This window comes from Streptomyces deserti, from assembly GCF_054782695.1.
Genome location: NZ_BAAGRZ010000009.1, coordinates 101,924 through 126,129, shown reverse-complemented (window position 1 = coordinate 126,129; position 24,206 = coordinate 101,924). Strand labels below are relative to the sequence as shown.

General features: G+C 69.6%; 22 protein-coding genes, 1 tRNA gene and 1 pseudogene. 12 read left to right on the top strand and 12 right to left on the bottom strand.

Annotation, left to right across the window (positions count from 1 at the left end; all coding sequences use genetic code 11):
- Positions 1–6 precede the first annotated feature (6 nt).
- A complete protein-coding gene (locus ACYVMZ_RS18110; protein ID WP_461080755.1) occupies positions 7–1,194 on the bottom strand; it encodes an amidase domain-containing protein in 1,188 nt (395 codons plus the stop codon).
- A 200-nt stretch (positions 1,195–1,394) separates the two neighbouring features.
- Here ACYVMZ_RS18110 and ACYVMZ_RS18105 point away from each other — a divergent pair, with 200 nt between their 5' ends.
- Positions 1,395–1,679: a hypothetical protein gene (locus ACYVMZ_RS18105; RefSeq protein ID WP_461080753.1), complete on the top strand. Its 285-nt coding sequence runs from the start codon at positions 1,395–1,397 to the stop codon at positions 1,677–1,679.
- A 696-nt stretch (positions 1,680–2,375) separates the two neighbouring features.
- Here ACYVMZ_RS18105 and ACYVMZ_RS18100 read toward each other — a convergent pair.
- Positions 2,376–2,459: transfer RNA gene (locus tag ACYVMZ_RS18100), tRNA-Leu, on the bottom strand.
- A 418-nt stretch (positions 2,460–2,877) separates the two neighbouring features.
- Between ACYVMZ_RS18100 and ACYVMZ_RS18095 the strand changes: the two genes are divergently transcribed.
- The 6 genes from ACYVMZ_RS18095 (at position 2,878) to pknB (ending at position 11,052) form a co-directional block, all read left to right on the top strand.
- Entirely contained in the window at positions 2,878–3,729 is an 852-nt protein-coding gene (locus tag ACYVMZ_RS18095) for an FhaA domain-containing protein (RefSeq protein ID WP_461080751.1), read from the top strand.
- A 10-nt stretch (positions 3,730–3,739) separates the two neighbouring features.
- Positions 3,740–4,249, top strand: a complete 510-nt coding sequence (locus tag ACYVMZ_RS18090; RefSeq protein ID WP_461080749.1) for an FHA domain-containing protein FhaB/FipA — start codon at positions 3,740–3,742, stop codon at positions 4,247–4,249.
- Between the two features lie 140 nt (positions 4,250–4,389).
- Positions 4,390–5,937 (top strand): Stp1/IreP family PP2C-type Ser/Thr phosphatase, encoded by a 1,548-nt coding sequence (locus tag ACYVMZ_RS18085; protein WP_461080939.1) that lies wholly within the window; start codon positions 4,390–4,392, stop codon positions 5,935–5,937.
- A 27-nt stretch (positions 5,938–5,964) separates the two neighbouring features.
- Positions 5,965–7,401: an FtsW/RodA/SpoVE family cell cycle protein gene (locus ACYVMZ_RS18080; protein WP_461080747.1), complete on the top strand. Its 1,437-nt coding sequence runs from the start codon at positions 5,965–5,967 to the stop codon at positions 7,399–7,401.
- Positions 7,398–8,867 carry a peptidoglycan D,D-transpeptidase FtsI family protein gene (locus ACYVMZ_RS18075; RefSeq protein ID WP_461080745.1) on the top strand — a complete coding sequence of 490 codons (1,470 nt, stop codon included), beginning with the start codon at positions 7,398–7,400 and terminating at the stop codon, positions 8,865–8,867. The genes ACYVMZ_RS18080 and ACYVMZ_RS18075 overlap by 4 nt, the downstream gene beginning before the upstream one ends.
- A 169-nt stretch (positions 8,868–9,036) precedes the next feature.
- Positions 9,037–11,052, top strand: a complete 2,016-nt coding sequence (gene pknB, locus ACYVMZ_RS18070) for a Stk1 family PASTA domain-containing Ser/Thr kinase (RefSeq protein WP_461080743.1) — start codon at positions 9,037–9,039, stop codon at positions 11,050–11,052.
- Positions 11,053–11,132: 80 nt separating this feature from the next.
- Here the strand turns inward: pknB and ACYVMZ_RS18065 are convergent, their stop codons facing one another.
- From ACYVMZ_RS18065 to ACYVMZ_RS18040, 6 genes are read right to left on the bottom strand one after another with little or no spacing between them, the layout of a single operon-like run.
- Positions 11,133–11,891 (bottom strand): class E sortase, encoded by a 759-nt coding sequence (locus ACYVMZ_RS18065; RefSeq protein WP_461080741.1) that lies wholly within the window; start codon positions 11,889–11,891, stop codon positions 11,133–11,135.
- A 13-nt stretch (positions 11,892–11,904) separates the two neighbouring features.
- Positions 11,905–12,984, bottom strand: coding sequence for a class E sortase (locus ACYVMZ_RS18060; protein ID WP_461080739.1), 1,080 nt, complete (start codon positions 12,982–12,984; stop codon positions 11,905–11,907).
- Positions 12,981–13,619: an aminodeoxychorismate/anthranilate synthase component II gene (locus ACYVMZ_RS18055; protein ID WP_461080737.1), complete on the bottom strand. Its 639-nt coding sequence runs from the start codon at positions 13,617–13,619 to the stop codon at positions 12,981–12,983. The genes ACYVMZ_RS18060 and ACYVMZ_RS18055 overlap by 4 nt, the downstream gene beginning before the upstream one ends.
- Positions 13,616–13,777, bottom strand: coding sequence for a hypothetical protein (locus ACYVMZ_RS18050; RefSeq protein WP_461080735.1), 162 nt, complete (start codon positions 13,775–13,777; stop codon positions 13,616–13,618). The genes ACYVMZ_RS18055 and ACYVMZ_RS18050 overlap by 4 nt, the downstream gene beginning before the upstream one ends.
- Positions 13,778–13,829: 52 nt before the next feature.
- Positions 13,830–14,516 carry a class E sortase gene (locus ACYVMZ_RS18045; protein ID WP_461080937.1) on the bottom strand — a complete coding sequence of 229 codons (687 nt, stop codon included), beginning with the start codon at positions 14,514–14,516 and terminating at the stop codon, positions 13,830–13,832.
- 24 nt (positions 14,517–14,540) lie between these two features.
- Positions 14,541–15,320, bottom strand: a complete 780-nt coding sequence (locus ACYVMZ_RS18040; protein ID WP_461080733.1) for a DUF881 domain-containing protein — start codon at positions 15,318–15,320, stop codon at positions 14,541–14,543.
- 141 nt (positions 15,321–15,461) lie between these two features.
- Here ACYVMZ_RS18040 and crgA point away from each other — a divergent pair, with 141 nt between their 5' ends.
- On the top strand, positions 15,462–15,716 hold the full coding sequence (gene crgA, locus ACYVMZ_RS18035; protein ID WP_461080731.1) for a cell division protein CrgA: 255 nt from the start codon (positions 15,462–15,464) through the stop codon (positions 15,714–15,716).
- A gap of 259 nt (positions 15,717–15,975) precedes the next feature.
- Here crgA and ACYVMZ_RS18030 read toward each other — a convergent pair whose 3' ends face one another.
- Together ACYVMZ_RS18030 and ACYVMZ_RS18025 are read right to left on the bottom strand one after the other, a co-directional pair.
- Positions 15,976–16,863, bottom strand: a complete 888-nt coding sequence (locus ACYVMZ_RS18030; protein WP_461080729.1) for a rhomboid family intramembrane serine protease — start codon at positions 16,861–16,863, stop codon at positions 15,976–15,978.
- 146 nt (positions 16,864–17,009) lie between these two features.
- Positions 17,010–17,543, bottom strand: a complete 534-nt coding sequence (locus ACYVMZ_RS18025) for a peptidylprolyl isomerase (protein ID WP_461080727.1) — start codon at positions 17,541–17,543, stop codon at positions 17,010–17,012.
- A 364-nt stretch (positions 17,544–17,907) separates the two neighbouring features.
- On the opposite strand from ACYVMZ_RS18025, the gene ACYVMZ_RS18020 reads away from it, so the two are divergent.
- The gene (locus tag ACYVMZ_RS18020) at positions 17,908–18,606 is read left to right on the top strand and encodes a DUF5324 family protein (RefSeq protein ID WP_461080725.1); all 699 of its coding nucleotides are present in this window, start codon (positions 17,908–17,910) and stop codon (positions 18,604–18,606) included.
- Positions 18,607–18,845: 239 nt separating this feature from the next.
- The gene (locus ACYVMZ_RS18015; protein WP_461080723.1) at positions 18,846–19,217 is read left to right on the top strand and encodes an ArsR/SmtB family transcription factor; all 372 of its coding nucleotides are present in this window, start codon (positions 18,846–18,848) and stop codon (positions 19,215–19,217) included.
- A 10-nt stretch (positions 19,218–19,227) separates the two neighbouring features.
- Here ACYVMZ_RS18015 and ACYVMZ_RS18010 read toward each other — a convergent pair.
- Positions 19,228–19,401: pseudogene (locus ACYVMZ_RS18010) on the bottom strand (esterase); the annotation flags it as partial.
- Positions 19,402–19,590: 189 nt separating this feature from the next.
- On the opposite strand from ACYVMZ_RS18010, the gene ACYVMZ_RS18005 reads away from it, so the two are divergent.
- The gene (locus ACYVMZ_RS18005; protein ID WP_461080721.1) at positions 19,591–22,608 is read left to right on the top strand and encodes a glycine--tRNA ligase; all 3,018 of its coding nucleotides are present in this window, start codon (positions 19,591–19,593) and stop codon (positions 22,606–22,608) included.
- 158 nt (positions 22,609–22,766) lie between these two features.
- Positions 22,767–23,186: a CBS domain-containing protein gene (locus ACYVMZ_RS18000; protein WP_461080720.1), complete on the top strand. Its 420-nt coding sequence runs from the start codon at positions 22,767–22,769 to the stop codon at positions 23,184–23,186.
- 431 nt (positions 23,187–23,617) lie between these two features.
- Here the strand turns inward: ACYVMZ_RS18000 and ACYVMZ_RS17995 are convergent, their stop codons facing one another.
- Entirely contained in the window at positions 23,618–24,055 is a 438-nt protein-coding gene (locus ACYVMZ_RS17995) for a MarR family winged helix-turn-helix transcriptional regulator (protein WP_461080718.1), read from the bottom strand.
- Positions 24,056–24,206 lie beyond the last annotated feature (151 nt).

The window sequence follows — 24,206 nt, the reverse complement described above, 5'->3', positions numbered from 1 at the left end:
CTCCCGTCAGGTGCGGAAGGCGTAATACGTCGCGCGCGGGTACTGCGCCACAAGGCTTTTCACCGACTTCCGGTAGGTGTTGGTCGAATGGTAGGTGAGGTAGGGCACTCCGCCGCTCTTGTACGTGGTGATCATGGAGTGGTCCTTGGACCGGTTGCCGCTGAAGTCCATCTGGAGGATGTCCCCGAGCCCCAGCTTGTACACGTTGTCCAGGTTGTAGGCCCGGTCGCTGTGCAGAGCGAAGGACGCCCAGTAGTTGACGTTGATCCAGGACGTCGTCTGGTTCGAGGAGTTGTACCACCAGTTCTTGTAGCTCTTGTACCAGCCGGTGTCGTTCTTCCAGCCGCCCGCCCGCAGCGCCTGGCTGATGAAGTTGGTGCAGTCACCCCCGACGTCGTTGAACTTGCGGTAGCTGGGGTTGTAGTTCTTCCAGTACTTCTCCGCGTACTTCGCCATGGCGGTGTAGTCGTAGCTCGCGGTGGCGCTGACCTTGGCCTGGGCCTGGACGGTGGGCTGGGTGGTGCCCGCCTGGCTCTCCTGGGGCGCGGGGCCGTCGATTTCGGGCTCGCCACCCTCGTCGATCGGTTCCTCCGCCACGCCCGTGGACGTGGAGCCGCTTTCCCCAGTGGTGTCCACGACCGAGTTGACCGCGGCCGGCCCTTCCTCGTCGAGGGGCGTGAATCCGGTCAGCTCCCACGTGCCGTCCGGCGCTGCTACGAAGGTCAGCTCGTGCCTCGCCTGGAAGCCGGTGGTCGGTGGCTCGTCGCCCTCGATCTTCTTGTACGTGAGCATCGTTGTCTCGGTGACCTGGGCAGTGGCCCGGTCGCCGGTCACCTGGACCTCGTCCACGTCGACCTCGGTCTCGGCCGCCGTGTACGCCTCGTCCAGGGCGGCGAGCCGCGCCCTGCGGTCACGCAGGACGTCTGTTGCGGCGTCCTCCGCGCGGGCCAGCCTGCCGGTGACGTGCACGTCGCCCTTCAGCGGCAGCGCCGCGCCGGCACGGCGGGTCGCCTGGGATCCGTCCAGGAGCGCGGAGGTCCGTCTGGTCAGGACGGCATCCGCGAGGGTGGCGAAGTCATCGGTGGTCTCCGCATCCACGATGCGGGCCGCCCCGGCCGTGGCCTGGGCGGCTGTGCTGTCCGTGGCATGCGCGGTCGCGGCGGGCGGCAGTGCGGCCAGCAGCGTGGCACCCAAGGTCAGTGCCGTGGCACGTCTGTAGCTCCCGTTTCTCATACAAGTCCCCCAACTCGGGCCCGAAGCGGGCCAGTTGAGGTGATCCTGTCACCTCCAGCCACGGGCGGCGAGGCTTTTTCGTACAAGCGTTCCCGGATGTCCGGGTACCGGATGGGGCTCCCGGTACTGCCATTGGCCCGCAAGCGCGCCGCCTGCTGCGCGTGTCCAACATGAGGATCAAGGAGCGCCTCTTCGGCTACGACGCCTCCCTCGTCGTCGCTCGCGACCCCGAGCACCACGGCGCCCCACTGCCCGACGGCTCGGCGAACCCCGACGTGGTCCCCGCCCTGATCGTGGCCTTCTCCGTCGACAAGCCAAGCCATCGCCCCGGCCAGATCGCCGTCGAGGCCCTCCAGCACGTCGACGACCGCTCCCCCCGCAGTTACCTGGCCGGTGACCGCGCCTACAACGGCCAGAAGCCGGAGAACTTCCAGCTCCCCATCTGAGCCATGGGCTACAGAAGATCGACAAGCAGACCTGGACCGACCGCATCCGCGCCCGCGCGAACCACCTGTTCATGCCAAAGCAACGCCCCGACGCCGAAGGCCACCGCCGCGCGATGTGCCCGGCCGAGGCCAACCGCACGCAGTGCCCTCTCAAGCCCTACACGCCCGGCCGAGGCATCCACCTGCCCCTCGTCGACCCGACCCCGAACCCGGTCGGCTCACCGACGTGCTGCGCCCAGCGCGCCGTCACCGTCCCCCCGGAAGCCGGCGCCACCCTCTGGCAGCCCCTCCAGTACGGCTCCGAAGCCTGGCAACGGGTCTACTTCCGGCTCCGCAACAGCGTCGAAGGCATCAACGGCTTCGCCAGGGACCGCCTCCAGTGCCATCGCCCTGGGCGGCGAACGGCCCCACGGACGGCCTCCCGGCCGCCGCAAGACCAAGCCCCTGGGCACTCGGACCCCCAAGGGCCACATCACCCAGCGCTGAGACCTTCCTCACATAGGGCACGCCCCGAGAGCTGCCGAGCAAAGATCCACAACACGAACGCGGACCGCCGACGGCCCCAGCCACCGACGCTCCGCTACACCGCGCCCAGAGACAGACATCACACCGCAGCAACAGGAATGGGCGGCATCGCCATCGCGATGCCGCCCATTCCGTCGGTGCAGCTAGAGCACTTTCGTCGGTGCTCCTCTGTGCGCGAGGGGGGAGTTGAACCCCCACGCCCTTGCGGGCACTGGAACCTGAATCCAGCGCGTCTGCCTATTCCGCCACCCGCGCATTGGGTGTGTCCTCGGGCCCTTCCCCCTTGGGGGCTGGCGCCTTCCGACACCGAGAACATTAGCACGCTGGCCGGGGTGGGTTCACATCCCTTGTCCCCACCGCCCACCGGCCGAGCGCCCACACGTCCGCACACGTATCAACACGTGCGTTGTCACGTATCAACCTCGTACCGGTACCCCCCGTCGCCCCAGGAGCCGGTCGGGGTCCACAGTCAGGTGCGGGACACTGGTTTGCGACCGCCTCTACGATCCTTGGCAGAAGCACGCGCGCAGGGAGTTCGAAGGGGAGCGCCGGGGGAACCACCCGATTGACCGGCGCGTGGATACGATCAGTAAGCAGTACCAGCGGTACCAGGTAAGCAGTAAGCAGTACGCAGGGCAGTACGACAGGACGGCAGCGACGGAGGAGGTGCCCCATGGGAGTCCTGAAGAAGTTCGAGCAGCGTCTCGAAGGTCTGGTCAACGGCACCTTCGCCAAGGTGTTCAAGTCCGAGGTGCAGCCCGTGGAGATCGCCGGAGCACTCCAGCGGGAGTGCGACAACAACGCGACCATCTGGAACCGGGACCGCACGGTCGTACCCAACGACTTCATCGTCGAGCTGAGCGCCCCCGACTTCGAGCGGCTCAGCCCGTACTCCGGACAGCTCGGCGACGAGCTCGCAGGCATGGTGCGCGACTACGCCAAGCAGCAGCGCTACACCTTCATGGGCCCCATCAAGGTGCACCTGGAGAAGGCGGACGACCTCGACACCGGCCTGTACCGGGTGCGCAGCCGTACGCTCGCCTCCTCCACCAGCCAGGCCGCGGCCCCCGCCGGCCCCGCCGCCCCGCCCGCGGGACGGCCCGGTGGCTACGGTTATCCGCCGGCCGCCGCCCCCGCGGGTGCCCCGCCCATGCCGGCCGCCCCGCCGCCCGGCGGCCGCCCCGGCGGATACGGCTACCCGCAGCCCGCCGCGGCCCCGCGCCCCGGCGCCGCGCCGGCCGGCCGCGCCCGCCACTGGATCGAGATCAACGGCACCCGCCATCAGATCTCCCGCCCGACGCTGGTGCTGGGCCGCAGCACCGACGCCGACGTGCGGATCGACGACCCCGGCGTCTCCCGCCGGCACTGCGAGATCCGGACCGGAACGCCCTCGACGATCCAGGATCTCGGATCCACCAACGGCATCGTGGTGGACGGGCAGCACACCACCCGCGCTACGCTCCGCGACGGCTCGCGGATCGTCGTGGGCAGCACCACCGTTATCTATAGGCAAGCCGAAGGGTGAAGCGGGGGCAATGTCAGAGCTGACCCTCACGGTCATGCGGCTGGGGTTCCTGGCCGTACTGTGGCTGTTCGTGATCGTGGCCGTGCAGGTCATCCGGAGCGACCTGTTCGGTACGCGCGTCACCCAGCGCGGCGCGCGACGGGAGGCCGCGCGCGCTCCGCAGGCCGCCCGCCAGGCGCCCCCGCAGCAGCGCCAGCAGCCCGCGGGCGGGCGCCAGCGCCGTAACGCGCCCACCAAACTCGTCGTCACCGAGGGCACCCTCACCGGCACCACCGTCGCGCTGCAGGGCCAGACCATCACCCTGGGCCGGGCACACGACTCGACGATCGTGCTGGACGACGACTACGCCTCCAGCCGCCATGCCAGGATCTACCCGGACCGCGACGGCCAGTGGATCGTCGAGGACCTGGGCTCCACCAACGGCACGTACCTGGACCGGACCCGGCTGACGACCCCCACACCGATTCCGCTGGGCGCGCCGATCCGCATCGGCAAGACCGTCATCGAGCTGCGGAAGTAGTGCTACATCATGAGTGAGCGCGAGCGGAGCGAGCACGCAGCGGCGGTCCGGACCCAGGACCCCGGCGCGCTCCCGACCGGAGGGTGGGCAGTGTGGCTCGACACGACCGGCTGTACCCGGAGCCGACGGGCGAGGTGCGCATGAGTCTGTCACTGCGCTTCGCCGCCGGATCGCACAAGGGCATGATCCGGGAGGGCAACGAGGACTCCGGTTACGCCGGCCCGCGCCTGCTCGCCATCGCCGACGGCATGGGCGGCGCCGCGGCCGGCGAGGTCGCCTCCTCCGAGGCCATCTCCACGATCGTGGCGCTCGACGACGACATCCCCGGCTCCGACATCCTCACCTCGCTCGGCACCGCAGTGCAGCGCGCCAACGACCAGCTGCGCGCCATGGTCGAGGAGGACCCCCAGCTGGAGGGCATGGGGACCACGCTGACCGCGCTGCTGTGGACCGGCCAGCGCCTCGGCCTCGTGCACGTCGGCGACTCCCGCGCGTACCTCCTCCGGGACGGTGTCCTGACCCAGATCACCCAGGACCACACGTGGGTGCAGCGCCTGGTCGACGAGGGCCGCATCACCGAGGAAGAGGCCACGACCCACCCGCAGCGCTCGCTCCTCATGCGTGCCCTGGGCAGCGGCGACCACGTCGAGCCCGACCTGTCCATCCGCGAGGTCCGCGCCGGTGACCGCTACCTGATCTGCTCCGACGGCCTGTCCGGGGTGGTGTCCCACCAGACCCTGGAGGACACCCTCGCCAGCTACCAGGGCCCGCAGGAGACCGTCCAGAACCTCATCGAGCTGGCGCTGCGCGGCGGCGGCCCGGACAACATCACCGTCATCGTCGCCGACGTCCTGGACCTCGACACCGGCGACACCCTCGCCGGGCAGCTGTCCGACACCCCGGTCGTGGTCGGCGCCGTCGCCGAGAACCAGCACCAGCTGCACGACAACGGCATCATGCAGACCCCCGCCGGCCGCGCCTCCGGCCTCGGCCGCCAGGGGCACGGGCAGGGCGGCGGTGGCGGCGAGTTCGGCCCGCCCGGCAGCGGCGACACCACCGGCTACATCCCGGCGGCCGGCTTCGGCTACGGCGACGACGACTTCGTCAAACCGAAGAAGAGCCGCAGGTGGCTGAAGAGATCCGCCTACGGCCTGCTCGCGCTCGCCGTCATCGGCGGCGGCCTGTACGGCGGCTGGCGCTGGACGCAGACCCAGTACTACGTCGGCGCCAAGGGCGAGCACGTCGCGCTGTACCGGGGCATCAGCCAGGACCTGGCCTGGGTGTCGCTGTCGGAGGTGGAGAAGGACCACCCCGAGATCGAACTCAAGTACCTGCCGCCCTACCAGCAGAAGCTGGTCAAGGCGACGATCGCCGAGGGCGACCTCAAGGGCGCCCAGAAGAAGATCGAGGAACTGTCGGTGCAGGCCTCCGCGTGCAAGAAGGAGGCGCAGCGGCGCGCCGCACAGAGCGAGACGAACGCCGGGACGGGCCAGGGCGAGGCCGGAGGCACCACGGGAACCACTCCCGCCTCGTTCACGTCCAAGGCCACGCCGACCCCGAACCCGTCGGGTTCACCGTCGGCGCCCGGCAAGTCCCCGTCCCCGTCCACGACCGCACCCACTCCCAGCCCCGGCCCCAGCCTCTCGGAGAAGGAGCAGAAGGTCGTCTCGCTGTGCGGTAAGCAGTAGGCAAGCCGTGAGAGGCCCCGTCACACGATGAGCAGTACTACCAACTCGCCGACGCACCACACGTCCACGATCGGCGCGATCGGAGCGCCGAGCCGGCGCAACACCGAACTCGCCCTGCTGGTGTTCGCCGTCGTCATCCCGGTGTTCGCCTACGCCAACGTCGGGCTGGCCATCAACGACGAGGTGCCGTCCGGGCTGCTGAGCTACGGTCTGGGCCTCGGCCTGCTGGCCGGCGTCGGCCATCTGGTCGTACGCAAGTTCGCGCCGTACGCGGACCCGCTGATGCTGCCGCTGGCCACGCTGCTGAACGGGCTCGGGCTCGTCGCCATCTGGCGGCTCGACCAGTCCAGGCTGCTCCAGCAGATCGACCAGGCGGGCACGGCCGCGCCCCGGCAGCTGCTGTACACGGCGATGGGCATCGCACTGTTCATCGTGGTGCTGATCTTCCTCAAGGACCATCGCGTCCTGCAGCGCTACACCTACATCTCCATGATCGGTGCGCTGTTCCTGCTGCTGCTGCCGCTGGTGCCGGGCCTCGGCAAGAACCTCTACGGCGCCAAGATCTGGATCTCGGTCGCCGGATTCTCCATCCAGCCCGGTGAGTTCGCGAAGATCGTCCTCGCGGTGTTCTTCGCCGGTTACCTCATGGTCAAGCGGGACGCGCTCGCGCTCGCCAGCCGCCGCTTCATGGGCCTGTACCTGCCGCGCGGCCGCGACCTCGGCCCGATCGTCGTCGTGTGGGCGATCTCGATCCTCATCCTGGTCTTCGAGACCGACCTCGGTACCTCGCTGCTGTTCTTCGGCATGTTCGTGATCATGCTGTACGTCGCCACCGAGCGGACCAGCTGGATCGTCTTCGGCCTGCTGATGTCCGCCGCCGGCGCCGTCGGTGTGGCCAGCTTCGAACCGCACGTCCAGCAGCGCGTCCAGGCCTGGCTCGACCCGATGAAGGAGTACACGCTCTCCCGCCAGGGCGTCGGCGGCCACTCCGAGCAGGCCATGCAGGCCCTGTGGGCGTTCGGCTCCGGCGGCACCCTCGGCACCGGCTGGGGCCAGGGCCACTCCGACCTGATCCGGTTCGCCGCCAACTCCGACTTCATCCTCGCCACCTTCGGCGAGGAACTGGGCCTGGCCGGCGTCATGGCCCTGCTGCTGCTGTACGCGCTGATCGTGGAGCGCGGCGTGCGCACGTCCCTCGCCGCCCGCGACCCGTTCGGCAAGCTGCTCGCCATCGGCCTGTCCGGCGCCTTCGCGCTGCAGGTGTTCGTCGTCGCCGGCGGTGTGATGGGCCTCATCCCGCTGACCGGTATGACGATGCCGTTCCTGGCATACGGCGGTTCCTCCGTCATCGCCAACTGGGCGCTGATCGGCATCCTGCTCAGGATCAGCGACACCGCCCGCCGCCCGGCGCCCGCCCCCGCCAGCAACCCCGACGCCGAGATGACCCAGGTGGTCCGACCGTGAACAAGCCCCTGCGCCGGATCGCGATCTTCTGTGGCCTGCTGATCCTCACCCTGCTCATCCGTGACAACTGGCTGCAGTACGTGAAGGCGGACGAGCTGCGCACCGACGAGCACAACCGCCGCGTCGCCATCGAGCGCTACGCCTCACCGCGCGGCGACATCATCGTCGGCGGCGACCCGATCACCGGCTACGCCACCACCTCGGGCGACTTCAAGTACAAGCGCACCTACAAGAACGGCGCCATGTGGGCGCCCGTCACCGGCTTCGTCTCGCAGGCCTACGGCGCCAACCAGCTGGAGTCCATCGAGGACGGCATCCTCACCGGCAACGACGACCGGCTCTTCTTCCGCAACACGCTCGACATGCTCACGGGCAAGAAGAAGGAGGGCGGCAACGTCGTCACCACCCTCGACGCCGCCGCGCAGAAGGCCGCGTACAACGGCCTGAAGCGGCAGGGCGGCAAGGGCGCGGTGGTGGCCCTGGAGCCGTCCACCGGCAAGATCCTGGCGCTGGCGTCGTACCCGTCCTACGACCCGTCGACGATCGCCGGTGACGGCGAGTCCGACGCCAAGGCCTGGCAGAAGCTGCAGAAGAAGAACAACCCCGACGACCCGATGCTCAACCGGGCGCTGCGCGAGACCTACCCGCCGGGCTCCACCTTCAAGGTGGTCACCGCGGCCGCCGCCCTGGAGCACGGCCTGTACACGGACGCGGACCAGAAGACCGACTCGCCGCTGCCGTGGACCATGCCGGACACCACGACCGAGCTGAAGAACGAGGGCGACCTGCCCTGCGAGAACGCCACCCTGCGCGAGGCGCTGCGGGTGTCCTGCAACACCGTCTTCGGCAAGGTCGGTTCCGACCTCGGCAAGGACAAGATGCTGGAGACGGCGAAGAAGTTCGGCTTCAACGAGGAGCAGTTCACGCCGGTGCGCGCCAGCGCCTCCACCTTCCCCGAGGAGATGGACCGCCCGCAGACCGCGCTGAGCTCCATCGGCCAGTTCGAGACCGCCACAACCCCGCTGCAGATGGCCATGGTCGCCTCGGCCGTCGCCAACGACGGCAAGCTGATGAAGCCGTACATGGTCGACGAACTCCAGTCCCGCGGCCTCGACCCCATCGAGAAGACCGAGCCGGAGGAGCTGAGCCGGCCGCTGACGCCGGAGCACGCGCAGATCCTGCAGTCGATGATGGAGACCGTCGTCGACAAGGGCACGGGCACGCGGGCGCAGATCCCCGGCGTCACGGTGGGCGGCAAGACCGGTACCGCCCAGCACGGTGTCGACAACAGCGAGAACCCGTACGCCTGGTTCATCTCGTACGCCAAGACCGGCAACGAGGCGCCGGTCGCCGTGGCGGTCGTGATCGAGGACGAGAACGCCAACCGCGACGACATCTCCGGCGGCGGCCTCGCGGCGCCGATCGCGAGGGACGTGATGGAGGCGGTCGTCAAGAGCAAGCAGTGACCCTGCTCACGTCTGCTTCACATCCGTGCACGTTGCGATACCGGTCCTGTATCGGGTGACGGGCTTGGCCAGGTCACACAAAGCGAGCCGGGTACGGTAGGCCCGGACGGCAGCCTCCGACCGTACAAGCGTGCCGGTCGGGACCGACGGAGAGGGCTGGTAGGTAGCTATGGAAGAGCCGCGTCGCCTCGGCGGCCGGTACGAGCTGGGCCAGGTGCTCGGCCGTGGTGGCATGGCGGAGGTATACCTCGCGCATGACACCCGTCTCGGCCGCACCGTGGCGGTGAAGACGCTGCGCGCGGACCTCGCGCGCGACCCGTCCTTCCAGGCCCGGTTCCGCCGGGAGGCCCAGTCGGCCGCCTCGCTCAACCATCCCGCGATCGTCGCGGTCTACGACACGGGCGAGGACTACATCGACGGGGTCTCGATCCCGTACATCGTCATGGAGTACGTCGACGGCTCCACGCTGCGTGAGCTGCTGCACTCCGGCCGCAAGCTGCTGCCGGAGCGCGCCATGGAGATGACCATCGGCATCCTCCAGGGCCTGGAGTACGCCCACCGCAACGGCATCGTCCACCGCGACATCAAGCCGGCCAACGTCATGCTGACGCGCAACGGCCAGGTCAAGGTGATGGACTTCGGCATCGCCCGCGCCATGGGCGACGCCGGCATGACGATGACGCAGACGGCGGCGGTCATCGGCACCGCCCAGTACCTGTCGCCGGAGCAGGCCAAGGGCGAGCAGGTCGACGCCCGGTCCGACCTGTACTCCACGGGCTGCCTGCTCTACGAGTTGCTCACCGTGCGCCCGCCCTTCGTCGGGGACTCCCCGGTCGCGGTCGCCTACCAGCACGTGCGGGAGGAACCGCAGGCGCCGAGCGTCTTCGACCCCGAGATCACGCCGGAGATGGACGCGATCGTCCTCAAGGCGCTGGTCAAGGACCCCGACTACCGCTACCAGTCCGCCGACGAGATGCGCGCCGACATCGAGGCCTGCCTCGACGGCCAGCCGGTCGCGGCGACGGCGGCCATGGGCTCGGTCGGCTACGGCGGCTACCCCGACGACCAGCCGACGACGGCCCTGCGCGCGGACTCCGGCGCGGGCACCACGTCGATGCTGCCGCCCATGAACCCGGACGACGGCGGCTTCGGCTACGACGACCGCCCCGACCGGCGCCGCCAGCAGCAACGCAAGTCGAACACCTCGACGGTGCTGCTGGTCCTGGCGGGCGTCCTGGTGCTCGTCGGTGCGATTCTGATCGGGCGGTGGGTGGTCAGTGGCACCGGCGGCGCGAGCAACGACACCGTCGCGACGCCCCCCTTCGTGGGCGAGACCGAGAAGAAGGCCCAGACGCTGGCGACCAACGCCGACCTGAAGCTGCAGATCGAACGAAAGCCCTGCGAGAACCAGAGCAAGGGCAAGGTCTGCTCGCAGGATCCGACGCCGGGCACCAGCGTCAAGAAGCAGTCCACGGTCAACCTGGTCGTGTCCACCGGGGCGCCGAAGGTGACCGTGCCGGACGTCACAGGCCTGACCTACGAGAAGGCGAAGTCCGTGCTCGAGGACAAGGGTTTCCAGGTCGAGCAGAAGACGGAGGTGTCCGACCGGACCCCGGGTGTCGTCATCTCCCAGGACCCGGAGGGCGACACGGATCAGGAGAAGGGCAGCACGATCACCCTCACGGTCGCCAAGGAGGCCGCGAAGTCCACCGTTCCCGACGTCGTCAACAAGTCCTGTGACGAGGCCAAGGCCCAGATGACGGCCAACGAACTGGTCGGCAACTGCACCGAGGTGGAGGTCGACGACCCGAACCAGGTCGGCAAGGTCATCTCGACGACGCCGTCGGCCAACACCCAGGTGGACAAGGGCTCGTCGGTCGACATCAAGATCGGCAAGGCCAAGCAGCAGAAGGCGCAGGTGCCGGAGGTCCGGCTGCGGCCCCTGGCGCAGGCCAGGCAGATCCTGCAGCAGCAGGGGTTCACCAACATCCAGGTCTCCGGTCCCCAGGACGACAACGCGGTGGTGACCCAGCAGGACCCGCAGCCGGGCACCGAGGTCGACAACCCGGGCGGCCAGACGATCACGCTGACGACCGCCGGCGGCGGCAACGGCAACAACAACGGAGGCGGCGACAACGGCGGCCTCTTCGGCGGCCTCACCGGTGGCCGCAGCGAGGACGACTGAGCCCGACTCACAGGCCTCCGTACGACAAGGGCCCCGGCACCCCCTCAGGGTGCCGGGGCCCTGTCACGCCCACCCTGTGGTCAGCGCAGCTCCTTGGGCGGCGTACGCTCCTCGTCCACCTTCTCCACCCGCTCCAGCTCGCCCCACACGATGTACCGGTACCGGCTCGTGTACACCGGCGTGCACGTCGTCAGCGTGATGTAGTGGCCGGCCTTCTTCTTGCCGGACTCCTCCGGGATCTTCGACAGGACCTGGACGTTGTACTTCGAGGTCTCGGGAAGGATGGCGTAGGTCTTGTAGACGTACCACTTGTCCTTCGTCTCGAAGACGATCGGGTCGCCCTTCTTGATCTTGTCGATGTTGTGGAACTTGGCGCCGTGGCCGTCGCGGTGGGCCGCGAGGGAGAAGTTGCCCTTCTTGTCCGACGTCGGCAGGGTCGCCTTGACGGGGTCGGTGTAGTAGCCGGCGACGCCGTCGTTGAGAACCTTCATCGACGTGCCCTTCTCGACGAGGATCTCGTCCCTGCTCATCGCGGGCACGTGCAGGAAGCCGATGCCGTCCTTGCTGTCGAAGGAGACGGGGCCGCCGCCGTCGGACTCGTGGGTCCAGTTGTCACGGACCTTGTCGGCCTGCTGGTCCGCCGCGCGGTCCGCGATGACGTTCGTCCACCACAGCGAGTAGACGACGAACAGGCCGAGGACCAGTCCCCCGGTGATGAGGAGTTCCCCGAAGACGCTGACCGCCATCGCGATCCGGCCGGTGCCGCGGCGGCGTGCGCCGGGCGGCGGGGACGCGGACGTGTCGGTGTTGTCTGCGGTTTCGTCGGCGGTCGCTGCCACGTTTCCTCTGCCCTTAACTGACGAGCGCATCCGGCTTGCCCTTGCTGCGCGGCCGTTCCTCGACCATCTTGCCCCAGACGATCATCCGGTACTTGCTGGTGAACTCCGGCGTGCACGTGGTGAGCGTGATGTAGCGCCCGGGCGCGGTGAAGCCGGAGCCCTTCGGGATCGGGTCGAGGACGCTGACGTTGCTCGGCGAGGTCACCGGCAGGATCGACGCCATCTTGTAGACGAAGTACGTGTCCTGCGTCTCGACGACGATGGGGTCGCCCGGCTGGAGCCGGTTGATGTACCGGAACGGCTCGCCGTGCGTATTGCGGTGCCCCGCGAGCCCGAAGTTGCCGGTCTTGTCGTCCGGCATCGCCGTCTTGAGCGCGCCGTCGGCGTAGTGGCCGACCATGCCCCGGTCGAGCACCTTCTTGTTGTTGGTGCCCTCGGCGATCGGCACGACCACGTCCAGCTTCGGGATGTGCAGGATGGCGAAGCCCTGCCCCGGCTCGAAGGCACCCGGGTTGCGTTTGCCGCTGGCCCAGTCGTCCTGGAGGCTGCTCGTCTCCCTGTCCGCCTGCGCGTGCGCCCGGATGTTCGTCCACCACAGCTGGTAGCTGACGAACAGCAGCATCAGCACGCCGGTGGTGATGAACACCTCACCGATCGCCCGGCTGGCGACCACGGCCGGGCTCGGCCTGCGCGCCCGCGCCTGCCGACGCGCCTCCAGACGCGACAGCGGCGCCTGAGGGGTGCCCGTGTCCTCGGCGGCCTCCGCGGCGTGCCGCGAGCCCGAGTGCCGCCTGTGGCGCCGTTTGGCGGCCTTCCTGCGGGCCGCCCGGCCACCGGGGGCGGGCCGGGCCGCCGCGGCGGACCCGGCGGATACGGACGGCGGCGGATCCGGTATCCGCAGCGCCACCGTCTCCTCGTCGATGGGGGACTCGTACGGCGTCTCGAGCGGCTCCTGGCCGTAGGACTCCCCGGGCACCGCCCCGTACGCCCCGGCCCCCGGCGACGACCAGTCCTCGAACGCGCCCTGCGCCCCGTACGGCTCCTGCTGCCCGTACGAGGTGCCGGACTCGCGCTCGGGGCGCAGCGCGGTCACGCCGTGGCCCTGCCCACCACCGGGGCGAGCCCCGCCGACCTCGCCACCGCGCCCTGGTCCCCGCACTCCACCAGCCAGTTGGCCAGCATCCGGTGCCCGTGCTCGGTCAGCACCGACTCGGGATGGAACTGCACGCCCTCGACGCGCAGTTCACGGTGCCTCAGGCCCATGATGATGCCGTCGTGCGTGCGGGCCGTGACCTCCAGCTCGGCCGGTACGGTGGCCGGCTCGGCGGCCAGGGAGTGGTAGCGGGTCGCCGTGAAGGGGGAGGGCAGGCCCGCGAAGACGCCCTTGCCCTCGTGCTCGACCAGCGAGGTCTTGCCGTGCAGCAGCTCCGGCGCCCGGTCCACGACACCGCCGTACGCCACCTGCATCGACTGCATGCCGAGGCACACGCCGAAGACGGGGACGCCGGTCGACGCGCAGTGGCGGACCATGTCGACGCAGACGCCCGCCTCCTCGGGAGTCCCGGGGCCGGGGGACAGCAGCACGCCGTCGAAACCGTCCTGGGCGTGCGCGGTCGACACCTCGTCGTTGCGCAGCACCTGGCACTCGGCGCCCAGCTGGTACAGGTACTGGACCAGGTTGAAGACGAAGCTGTCGTAGTTGTCGACGACGAGAATGCGCGCGCTCACTGGTTGTCCACCGTCACATCGTTGAAGGGCAGCAGCGGCTCGGCCCAGGGGAAGACGTACTGGAAGAGGATGTAGACCACGGCGAGGATCAGCACGAGTGAGATGAGTGCCTTCGCCCATCCGTTCCCCGGCAGATGCCGCCACATCCAGCTGTACATGCCGTCCCTTCCGTCGTACCACGGCACCCGACTCACGCCGTACGTCAACAGACTAACGGCGTAGCGCCTGAGGTTTCCCGGCCTCCACAGGCTGGGTGGAGTCCAGGTGCGCCCAGACGATCAGCCGGTGGCTGTGCCCCCATTCCGGTTCGCAGGTCGTCAGGGTCAGATAGCGGCCCTGACGCGTATACCCCGACTTACGTGGCACAGGGTCGATCACCTCGATGTCCGAGGGCACGGTTTTGTACGGGCCCTTGTCGATCCGGTACGTGAACCAGGTCGTGCCGTCGGTCAGCACCACCGCGTCCCCCCGCCTGAGCCTGGGGAAGTCCTTGAAGGGGTCGCCGTGGGTGCGCCGGTGGCCGGCGACGGCGAAGTTTCCCTTCTGGCCGAGCTGCGCGGTGTGCGCGTAGTGGCCGAGGCCCTTTTTCAGGGTGCCGGTGGAGGTGCCTTCGAGAACGGGCTTGTTCCACGTGAAACCAAGACGCGGAATGTGCATGATCGCGAAGGGCCTGCCCTGCGCGTAGGGCGCGGGTTTCGGCGGGCTCGCGGGGGCGGCGCCGGTGGGTGCGGGCCGTGGGTTCTCCTTCGCCCACTGCTCGCGCAGCTGGTCGATCTGGTCGTCCATGACGGCGTCGGCCCGCACGCCGGTCCAGAACAGCACGTAGACGACGAAGAGCACGATCACGGTCCCGGCGGTGACGCACAGCTCGCTGACGGTCCTGACGATCACGCGCAGCGACACGGTGCCCCCCGGCGGCAGCTACTCCACAGGCTTCGCGTAGTGCAGATCCACTGTGCCGGAGTAGCCGGGCAGCGTCACCGTCCCGTTGTCCTCGACTTTCCAGCCGAGCCCGTAGACGTTGACGTAGACCATGTAGTTCTGGATCGCCGGGGACGCCGTGAGCGCCTTCTTCAGCTTCTCCGGGTCGCCGACCGCCGTGATCTTGTACGGCGGTGAGTAGACGCGGCCCTGGAGGATCAGGGTGTTGCCCACGCAGCGCACCGCGCTGGTGGAGATCAGCCGCTGGTCCATGACCTTGATGCCCTTGGCGCCGCCCTGCCACAGCGCGTTCACGACGGCCTGGAGGTCCTGCTGGTGGATGACGAGGTAGTCCGGCTGCGGCTCGGGGTAGCCGGGGAGCTTGGCGGTGGCGTCGGGTGGGGCGTCGTTGAGCGTGACCGTGATCGCCTCGCCCTTCAGCTGCTGCGTACCCGCGCGCTTCTCCAGGTCCGCGAGTTTGTCGTCCTCCGCCTTGGTGCTGCCGTCGTCCCGCTCGGCGAGCGTCTCGACGTCCTCGCGCAGCGCCGCGTTGGACTCCTCCAGCTCACCGTTCTTCTGGCTGCGCTCGTGGATGAGGTCGGACAGCTTCAGCAAGGAGGTGTCCGTGCGGATGTTGGTGCCCTTGGCGGTGTTGAAGCTGGTGAAGAACAGGAGTCCCGCGAGGGCGAAGACGCCCACGGTGAGGATCCGCACGGGCCTCACACGGCGCGTGGGGGCAGGACTGGATCCCGTCCCGGGGGAGTCGGCAGAATTGCTCAACGTACCCTTATCTCCTTCGGCGCCACGGAAGCACTACGCTAACGGACGCCCGGGGGAGCACTCAGAGTCCCCTTGTACGCTGCCCCGAGCCCGACCCAGTTCCCTGCGCGGTCACGCAGCGCATCGACAGGAGAGACCCTCGTGCCGAAGTCACGTATCCGCAAGAAGGCCGACTACACGCCGCCCCCGGCGAAGCAGGCAACCGCGCTGAAGCTGACCAGCCGCAGCTGGGTCGCGCCCGTGATGCTGGCCCTGTTCCTCATCGGCCTGGTCTGGATCGTCGTGTTCTACGTCACCGACGGCTCGCTGCCCATCGACGCTCTGGGCAACTGGAACATCGTGGTGGGCTTCGGCTTCATCGCCGCCGGATTCGGTGTCTCGACGCAGTGGAAGTAGCGGTCACCTCCCGGTGAACGCACCTCTGCCCAGGGCTATCCACTGAGTTATCCACAGCCGTTTCCACATGATGGGGAAAAGAAACGACGATCTGTGGATAACCCGTCGGGCGTTGACGCCGGTATGACGGAAGTACCAGTGGTCGAAAACACGTTCGCCCCCTGCCTGACCTGCGCAAATGCGGGTCGGTGACAGGGGGCACACATGTTCCCGCACAGCGTGCACAAGATCCGGCACACGCTGTGGACAACCGTGCCGCTCAGGAGAGCTCGGCCGTCCTCAGCAGGGTGATGAGGACGACCACGGCCAGGACCACGGCGCAGGTGCCGTACTGGATCAGTGCCCGCCGCTCGCGCGGGGCGTGGACCATGGCGTAGCCGGTCACGACGCCGGCGACGAGGCCGCCGATGTGGGCCTGCCAGGCGATGTTGCTCCAGCCGAAGGTGATGATCAGGTTGATCACCAGAAGGGCGATGATCGGCCGCATGTCGTAATTGCGCCGGCGCATCAGCACGCCGATCGCGCCGAAGAGACCGAAGATCGCGCCGGAGGCGCCGAGCGAGGCGGTGCTCGGGGCGGCGAGCAGATACGTCAGTGCGCTGCCCGCCAGGCCCGAGACGAGGTAGAGCGTGAGATAGCGGACCCGGCCGAGGGCCTCTTCGAGGGGGCCGCCGAGCCACCAGAGGCTGAGCATGTTGAAGGCGATGTGCCAGATGGCCTCGTGCGCGAACATCGAGGTGACCAGGCGGTACCACTCGCCCCCGGCGACACCCTCGGTGGCGACGAACGGTGCCGGGGGCCATGCGCCGACCAGGACCAGGTGGTCCAGGAGGGACGGCCAGGCCCGGCCGGCGATGAACACCGCGAGGTTGATGCCGAGCAGGATCTTGGTGATCAGGTGGGGGTCGGCGGCGATCGTGCCGCCGGCGATCGTGCGGGGCCGGGAGGCGCCGGGCGCGTGTCCGGTGCCGGAGCCGCTGCGGACGCAGTCGGGGCACTGGAAGCCGACCGAGGCGTTGACCATGCACTCGGGGCAGATCGGGCGCTCGCAGCGGGTGCAGCGGATGCCGGTCTCCCGGTCCGGGTGGCGGTAGCAGCACGGGACGCTGTGGGCGTCCTGCGGGCTGCCCGCAGCCTGGTCGTCCATGAGATCCCCTCAGCCAAGGTGGGAAAGAGGCGGCGAGAAAGCCCCGCCCCGCCCATCCTTACGGATGAGCGGGGCGTTTGGTTCCCTCTGGGGGCTTTCGTGCTCGGCCCTGGCGAGTCGTCGCTCGGTCCTCGCCGGTCGTCCGCTCAGCCCTCGCGGGTCTCGATCTCGACCGTCTCGATGACGACGTCGTTGAGCGGGCGGTCGGTGCGCGGGTTGGTCTGGGCGCTCGCGATGGAGTCCACGACCTTCTGGCTGGCCGCGTCGATGACCTCGCCGAAGATGGTGTGCTTGCGGTTCAGCCACGCCGTCGGGGCGACGGTGATGAAGAACTGCGAGCCGTTGGTGCCCGGGCCAGCGTTGGCCATCGCCAGCAGGTAGGGCTTGTCGAAGCGCAGGTCCGGGTGGAACTCGTCCTCGAACTGGTAGCCGGGACCGCCGGTGCCGTTGCCCAGCGGGTCACCGCCCTGGATCATGAATCCGCTGATCACCCGGTGGAAGACCGTGCCGTCGTAGAGCTTGTCCGTGGACTTCTGACCGGTCGCCGGGTTGGTCCACTCCCGCTCGCCCTTGGCGAGCTCGACGAAGTTCTTGACCGTGATCGGCGCGTGGTTCGGGAAGAGCCGGACCTCGATGTCGCCGTGGTTGGTCTTCAGGGTGGCGTAGAGCTGCTCAGCCACGATCTGCCTTCCGTTGTCTTTCCGTGACCCCCTGATCCTCGCACGGTCCGCGCTCCGCGTCGCCCGCCGTCGGTTCACCGGCACAAAAGGGGGACTGGAGGTTGCGGAAAACCGGTCGAGTAGCCCCGGGGCGGGAGCGCTGAGCGACGATCCGTGGCATTGTCGACGACAAGCTCCCGTTGCCCCCTTGTTCATCCGCTCTTGCACGCGATCGGCTCTTGATCGGCTTTTGGTCGGAGATGGCCCGGAGTCGGCTCCCGTGACCCGGATGCTCGCCCGCACATGCCTGGAAGTGCCCCAGCAGGCATGATCCGTAAAAGGGTGGAAAGTCGAAATACCGTACGCCACCGAGGAGGAGGAACCCGTGACCCGCATCGACAGCGTGCGCGCCGCGACCGGTTCGGCGAAGGACAGCGTGCTGCACGCCGCGGAAGTGGTGGCGCCCTACGCCGACACGGCCAAGGACAGGGCCGCGCACTACGCACACGAGGCACGCGTACGGCTAGCGCCCCGGGTGACGCAGGCGGCCGGGCAGGCCCGTGTCCAGTACGGCGCCCGTGTGCAGCCGTATCTGGAACAGGCCCGGTCGCATGTGCCGCCGAAGGTCGACCAGGCCGCCCACGAAGCCGCCGAGCGTGCCCGCAAGGCCGCCCGGCAGGCGGCGGAGTACTCCCGGCCGAGGATCGAGCAGGCGGTGACCGCGGCAGGGCCCGTCAGGGACGAGGCCGCCGCACGGAGTGCGGCCGTGCTGGCCGCGCTGCGCGGCCAGATCACACCGAAGGAGATCCAGAAGCTGCTCCGCAAGCAGGAGCGGCGGGCGAAGGCCGGCCGGGCCGCGAGGATGCTGGTGGTGGTGGGCGTCGTCGCCGGCGGTGCCTTCGCCGCCTGGAAGTGGTGGGACAAGCAGGCCAACCCGGACTGGCTGGTGGAGCCGCCCGCGGCGACGGAGGTTCCCGAGTCTGGCCGGCTGACCTCCGTGGACGGCAGCGGGCAGTCCGTGCTCGACCCCGAGGTCCAGGCGAAGGAGGCCGAGGAGGCCGCCGATCGCGACGAGCGTCCCTGACGCTGGGTGGTCCAACTGCACGGCGGGGCGGGAGACTTGAGGTCTTCCGCCCCGCCGTGTCGTCTCACGAGCAGCGCGTCGGCGGCCCGGCCGGGACCTGAAACGCTCGCTCCGTGTCACACGAAACGCCGGTTCTGTTTTACGTGAAACCCTCGTCACGCGCAGGCGGCTGGACCGTACGCATCGCCTATCCTCGATGAATCAGAACCGGCCATGCGTACGTCCCGGAAGGCCAGCCCATGACGACACAGGACAGGCCTGCGACCGACGACCTCACAACGTTGCTCGACCCCCTCAAGGCGCTCGCCAACCCTGTGCGGCTCCAGGTGCTCCAGTGGCTGCGGGAGCCCGAGGAGCACTTCCCCGTCGACCCGGCCGTCACCGACCCGCGTGCCGTGGGCGTGTGTGTGAGCCACATCCAGGCCAAGACCGGCCTCGCGCAGTCCACCGTCTCCGCGTACATGGCCACGCTCGAACGTGCGGGCCTGGTGCGCTCCACCCGGGTCGGCAAGTGGACCCACTACCGCCGTGACGAGGAGCGCATCAGCCGGCTTCTCGAGGACCTGGGCCGGGGCATCGGCGGCGTCGACGCCCCGCGCCTGGCTCCCTGACCTGGGCGCACTCGTCGGTCGCCGCGCCGAACCGCGCGTCGGTGCCCGGCGCGCCGAGCGAGCCGCCGCCGTACGACCAGGAGCCGTCGGTCACGACCCCGGTGGTGGCCGCGGGCAGGACCCAGACCACCCCGTCGGACGTGTTCTCGCCGGGCGCCGCGGCCAGCAGTTCGCCGCGGCCGTCGTCGTGGTCCGGCACCCCGCCGCGCCGGGGGACCGATCCCGATCGGCTCGCTGCGGCGATGGCCAAAGAGCAGCAGCTCAGGGGTGGTTGGCGCTGTGACATCATGACCACCCCTCAGGGGTCGCGGTCCACGCCCGGACACGCGGCCTCCCTGCCGAACCGACTCGGGAAACAGGCGATTCGATCACCATGAAGAACGGCCATGCGGCGTTGACCATGCAGGACGCCATCCTCGTCCTGCAGAAGTACTGGAGCGACAACGGCTGCATGATCACGCAGCCGTTGAACACGGAGGTGGGGGCCGGTACCGCCAACCCGTCCACGGCGCTCCGGGTGCTCGGTCCCGAGCCGTGGAGCGTGGCCTACGTGGAGCCGAGCGTACGGCCGGACGACTCGCGCTACGGCGAGAACCCGAACCGGCTGCAGACCCACACCCAGTTCCAGGTGATCCTCAAGCCCGACCCGGGCAACCCGCAGGAGCTGTACCTGGGCAGTCTCCAGGCGCTCGGCATCGACCTGGGCGCGCACGACGTGCGCTTCGTGGAGGACAACTGGGCCTCCCCCGCGCTCGGCGCCTGGGGCCTGGGCTGGGAGGTGTGGCTGGACGGCATGGAAATCACCCAGTTCACCTACTTCCAGCAGGTCGGCGGGGTCACCCTGTCCCCGGTGTCGGTGGAGATCACCTACGGCCTCGAACGCATCCTGATGAACCTCCAGGGCGTGTCCCACTTCAAGGACATCGTCTACGCGCCGGGCATCACCTACGGCGAGGTGTTCGGGCAGAACGAGTACGAGATGAGCCGCTACTACCTCGACGACGCCGACGTCGACACCAACCACGGGCTCTTCGAGGCGTACGCGGCCGAGGCCCGGCGCATGCTGGACCTGGAACTGCCCGTACCGGCCTACACGTACGTGCTCAAGTGCAGCCACACCTTCAACGTGCTCGACGCGCGCGGCGCGATCAGCACCACGGAGCGCGCCAAGGCGTTCTCCCTGATGCGCGGCCTCACCCACGAGTCGGCCAAGCTGTGGGCGCGGCGCCGCGCCGCCCAGGAGCATCCGCTGGGGGTGGCGGCCGCCCCGGCACCGGCCGTGCGGGCCACCCTGCCCACGGTGTCCGGCACCGAGACGCTGCTGTTCGAGATCGGCGTGGAGGAACTGCCGTACGCCGATGTCCGCGCCGCCGCCGACGCGGTGCGCGAGGCGATCACGGCCAAGCTGGCCGCCACCCGGCTGCGGCACGGCCCGGTCACCGCGATGGCCACGCCGCGCCGCATCGTGGTCACGGTCGAGGGTGTGGAGCCGCGCGAGCCGGACACCGCCCGGACCGTGCGCGGCCCGAAGGCCGCCGCCGCCTACCGCGACGGCGCCCCCACGCCCGCGCTGCTGGGTTTCGCCCGCGGCCACGGTGTCGACCCGGCGGACGTGCAAATCCTCGACGTCGGCGGGGTCGACTACGTCGCGGTCACCCGTGACGAACCGGGCCGCACGGCGGTGGGGGTGCTCAGCGAGCTGCTGGCCGAGGTCGTGTCCGGGCTGCGCTCCGCCCGCAACATGCGGTGGAACGACCCGGCGCTGTCGTTCTCCCGGCCCGTACGCTGGCTGCTCGCCCTGCTCGGCCGCACCCCGCTGCCCGTCGCCGTCTCCGCGCTCGCGTCGGGCAGCACCACGCAGGTCCACCGCACCGCCCCCGACCCGGTCGTCCAGGTGACGTCCGCCGAGGGCTACGCCCACTTCCTCCGCATGCACGGCATCCTGTTGGACCGGGAGGGGCGGCGTGCCGCGGTGGTGCGCGGTGCCCAGGAGTCGGCGGCCGAGGTCGGCGGGTACATCGACGTGGCCGGCGAGGCAGGGCTGATCGACGAGATCACCGACATCGTGGAGTACCCGCACCCGGTCCGGGGGTCCTTCGACGAGCGCTACCTCGAGCTGCCCGCGAGCGTTCTGACCACCGTGATGCGCAAGCACCAGCGCTATCTGCCGGTGCTGGACGGCAGCGGCCGTCTCACGCCGAACTTCGTCACCTTCGCCAACGGCACCTGCGACGACGACGTGGTGCGGTCGGGCAACGAGGCGGTGCTGCGGGCCCGTTACGAGGACGCCGCCTTCTTCTGGCGCGCCGATCTGAAGGTGTCGCCCGAGGAGTTCCGCCGCCGCCTGGACAAGCTGACCTTCGAGGACCGGCTCGGCACGGTCGCCGACCGCGCCGACCGCATCGCCGCCCTCGCCCTCGACCTGGCCGGACGTGCCGGGCTCTCGGAGGACGCGCTCGCCGTGGTGCGCCGCGCCGGCCGGCTGGCGAAGTTCGACCTGGCGTCGCAGATGGTGGTCGAGTTCTCCGGCCTGGCCGGAGTGATGGCCGAGGAGTACGCCCGCCACGGCGGCGAGTCCGCCGAGGTCGCTCGCGCCCTGGCCGAGATGGAGCTGCCGCGCTCCGCCGGCGGTGCCCTGCCCACCAGTGACGCGGGCGCCGTGCTGTCGCTCGCCGACCGGTTCGACCTGGTGACGGGCATGTTCCTGATCGGCGCCGTACCGACCGGCAGCTCCGATCCGTACGGCGTGCGCCGGGCCGCCATCGGTCTGCTCAACGTCCTGCGGAGCGTGCCCGCGACGGCCGGGATCCGGGTGGGCGACGGGCTGCGCGCGGCGGCCGAACGCTATGCCGCCCAGGGCGTCGAGGTACCCGCCGAGCGGCTCACGGAGGCCGCCGAGCTGATCACCCGTCGCTACGAGATACAGCTCACGGACGCGGGGCACGAGCACCGCCTCGTCCAGGCCGTCCTGGTGTGGGGCGACCGCCCCGCCCACGGCGACCGCACCCTGGCCACGCTGGAGCGCCACGTCGGCACCGAGGCGTTCGAGGCGCTCACCGCCGCGCTCCAGAGGGTGGTGCGCATCCTCCCCTCGCAGGGCCCGGACGCCCCGGACGGCGGAGCCGAGGAGGTGGACCGGTCCCTGCTGACCGCACCCGCCGAGCTGCGCCTCGCCGAGAGCGCCGAAGCCGTCCGCCGGGCCCTGCACGGCCGCGAGGACGACCTCGCCGCGCTGATCGAGGCCTCCGCCCCGCTGGTCGCCGCGATCAACACCTTCTTCGACGAGGTGCTGGTGATGGACCCCGAGCCCGCGATCCGCGCGGCCCGGCTGGCCCTGCTGGACGACGTGGCCGGGCTGGCGCGCACCACGCTGGACTGGAGTGCCCTGTAGTCCGGACCGCCCTGCGATCCGGCCCGACGTCTGCCGCAAAAGCCCCTCACCCAACCGGCGTAGCAGGACACAGGGCCGCGGAGTGCGCAGGAATAGCGTGGAAGCGCCCTACGAGGCCCAAAGGGGGGTCCAAAAAACCCGTCCCATCAGGAGGACTCATGCCGGTTGCCGGGCAGATCATGCACCGAGGCGTCGAGTGCATCAACAAGACGGAAACACTCACTCGCGCCGCCGAGCTGATGAAGCGACTGCAGGTCGGCGCACTTCCTGTCTGCGAGGACGACGGCAGGATGTGCGGCATCGTCACCGACCGCGACATCGTGGTGAAGTGCGTCGCCGACGGGCGCAACCCCGCCGAGACGCAGTGCGCGGAGCTGTGTCAGGGCACCCCGCAGTGGATCGACGTCAACGCCGACGTCAGGGAGGTGCTCGACACGATGGAGCGGCACCGGATCAAGCGGCTCCCGGTGATCGAGAACAAGAAGCTGGTCGGCATGATCAGCGAGGCCGACATCGCCCGGCACCTCAGCGACGAGCAGATCGCCGAATTCACGGAGCGGGTTTACGCCACGGCCTGAACACAGTCCGCCATCACACGCGGGGGCGCCGGCTGCGGTGCCCCCGCGCCCACCTGTGTACGGCTGCTGGAGCGGCCGAGGCCGACAGACGACCCTCAGGCTCCCCGGCTCGGGTGGCTCCCCGGCCCGGGTGAAAAGTCAACTCCCAGGTCACGGGCGCCGCGTCCCCGCAACAAGAACCGATCGCGCTCGGTCTTCTCCGAGACATGACCCACAGTCTGCGCATGTCGCGACAACGGGGGGTAACCGGGTGGGAAGACAGAAACCGAGCAGACAGTTGCCGTTCGACAACTATAGCCGCGAGGCACCGAAGTAGCGCTGTCGGACGTGCACGGGGAGGGAGCTGGAATGTTCCGGTGGGCGGAGGCTTCTCCGTTCGCCGATCACCGGCATCGAACGGTGGCGGCGAGCCCGGCGCCGCGGCAGACCGCTCAGGCGGTCTGGCTGCTACCGGACGCCTGGGCGTCGTCGTGTATCCGTGCCGCCGCCGTGTCGCAGAACGCCTCCAGCCCCCGCAGCAGCGCGGCCCGCTCGGCGGCGGGCATCTGGTCGAGGACCACCTGGAGTTCTCTCTCCCTGCGCGCGCGCAGATCGGCAAGGAAGGCGTGGCCTCGACCGCTGAGGTACAAGCGCACCTCACGCCTGTCGGCCGGGCTGACCACACGCTCGACGAAGCCGGCCGCCTGCAGTCGGTCGCACAGCCGGCTGGTCGACGGCGGAGTGGAGGCGAGGCGGTCGGCGAGAGTACGCAGGTTGATGCCCTGGTGGTGTTCGAGGATGAACAGCACGCGCAGCTGGGACGCGGAGGCGGGAGCGGTGGAGGCACGGCCCCACAGGACTTCCAGCAGCTCCGCGGCCGTGGAGGTCACGCGCGCGACTTCGTCTGGCTCGGGGCGGGGGCGGAAGGAAGTCACAGTCACACTCTCGCAGGCACAGGGATGGCCGTCAGCGTACTAGGCGCGCGGGCCGGCAAGGGATGGATGGGTCGACCGGCGCAGCCAGATCGTGCCCTTCGTCGCG

What these genes read in the sequence shown, in the direction of transcription:
- ACYVMZ_RS18015 (WP_461080723.1), top strand. Translation starts at nt 18,846, where the DNA reads ATGACGACACAGGACAGGCCTGCGACCGACGACCTCACAACGTTGCTC.
- ACYVMZ_RS18050 (WP_461080735.1), bottom strand. Translation starts at nt 13,777, where the DNA reads ATGTACAGCTGGATGTGGCGGCATCTGCCGGGGAACGGATGGGCGAAG.
- ACYVMZ_RS18030 (WP_461080729.1), bottom strand. Translation starts at nt 16,863, where the DNA reads ATGGACGACCAGGCTGCGGGCAGCCCGCAGGACGCCCACAGCGTCCCG.
- ACYVMZ_RS18090 (WP_461080749.1), top strand. Translation starts at nt 3,740, where the DNA reads ATGTCAGAGCTGACCCTCACGGTCATGCGGCTGGGGTTCCTGGCCGTA.
- ACYVMZ_RS18085 (WP_461080939.1), top strand. Translation starts at nt 4,390, where the DNA reads ATGAGTCTGTCACTGCGCTTCGCCGCCGGATCGCACAAGGGCATGATC.
- ACYVMZ_RS18005 (WP_461080721.1), top strand. Translation starts at nt 19,591, where the DNA reads ATGAAGAACGGCCATGCGGCGTTGACCATGCAGGACGCCATCCTCGTC.
- pknB (WP_461080743.1), top strand. Translation starts at nt 9,037, where the DNA reads ATGGAAGAGCCGCGTCGCCTCGGCGGCCGGTACGAGCTGGGCCAGGTG.
- ACYVMZ_RS18095 (WP_461080751.1), top strand. Translation starts at nt 2,878, where the DNA reads ATGGGAGTCCTGAAGAAGTTCGAGCAGCGTCTCGAAGGTCTGGTCAAC.
- ACYVMZ_RS18080 (WP_461080747.1), top strand. Translation starts at nt 5,965, where the DNA reads ATGAGCAGTACTACCAACTCGCCGACGCACCACACGTCCACGATCGGC.
- ACYVMZ_RS18000 (WP_461080720.1), top strand. Translation starts at nt 22,767, where the DNA reads ATGCCGGTTGCCGGGCAGATCATGCACCGAGGCGTCGAGTGCATCAAC.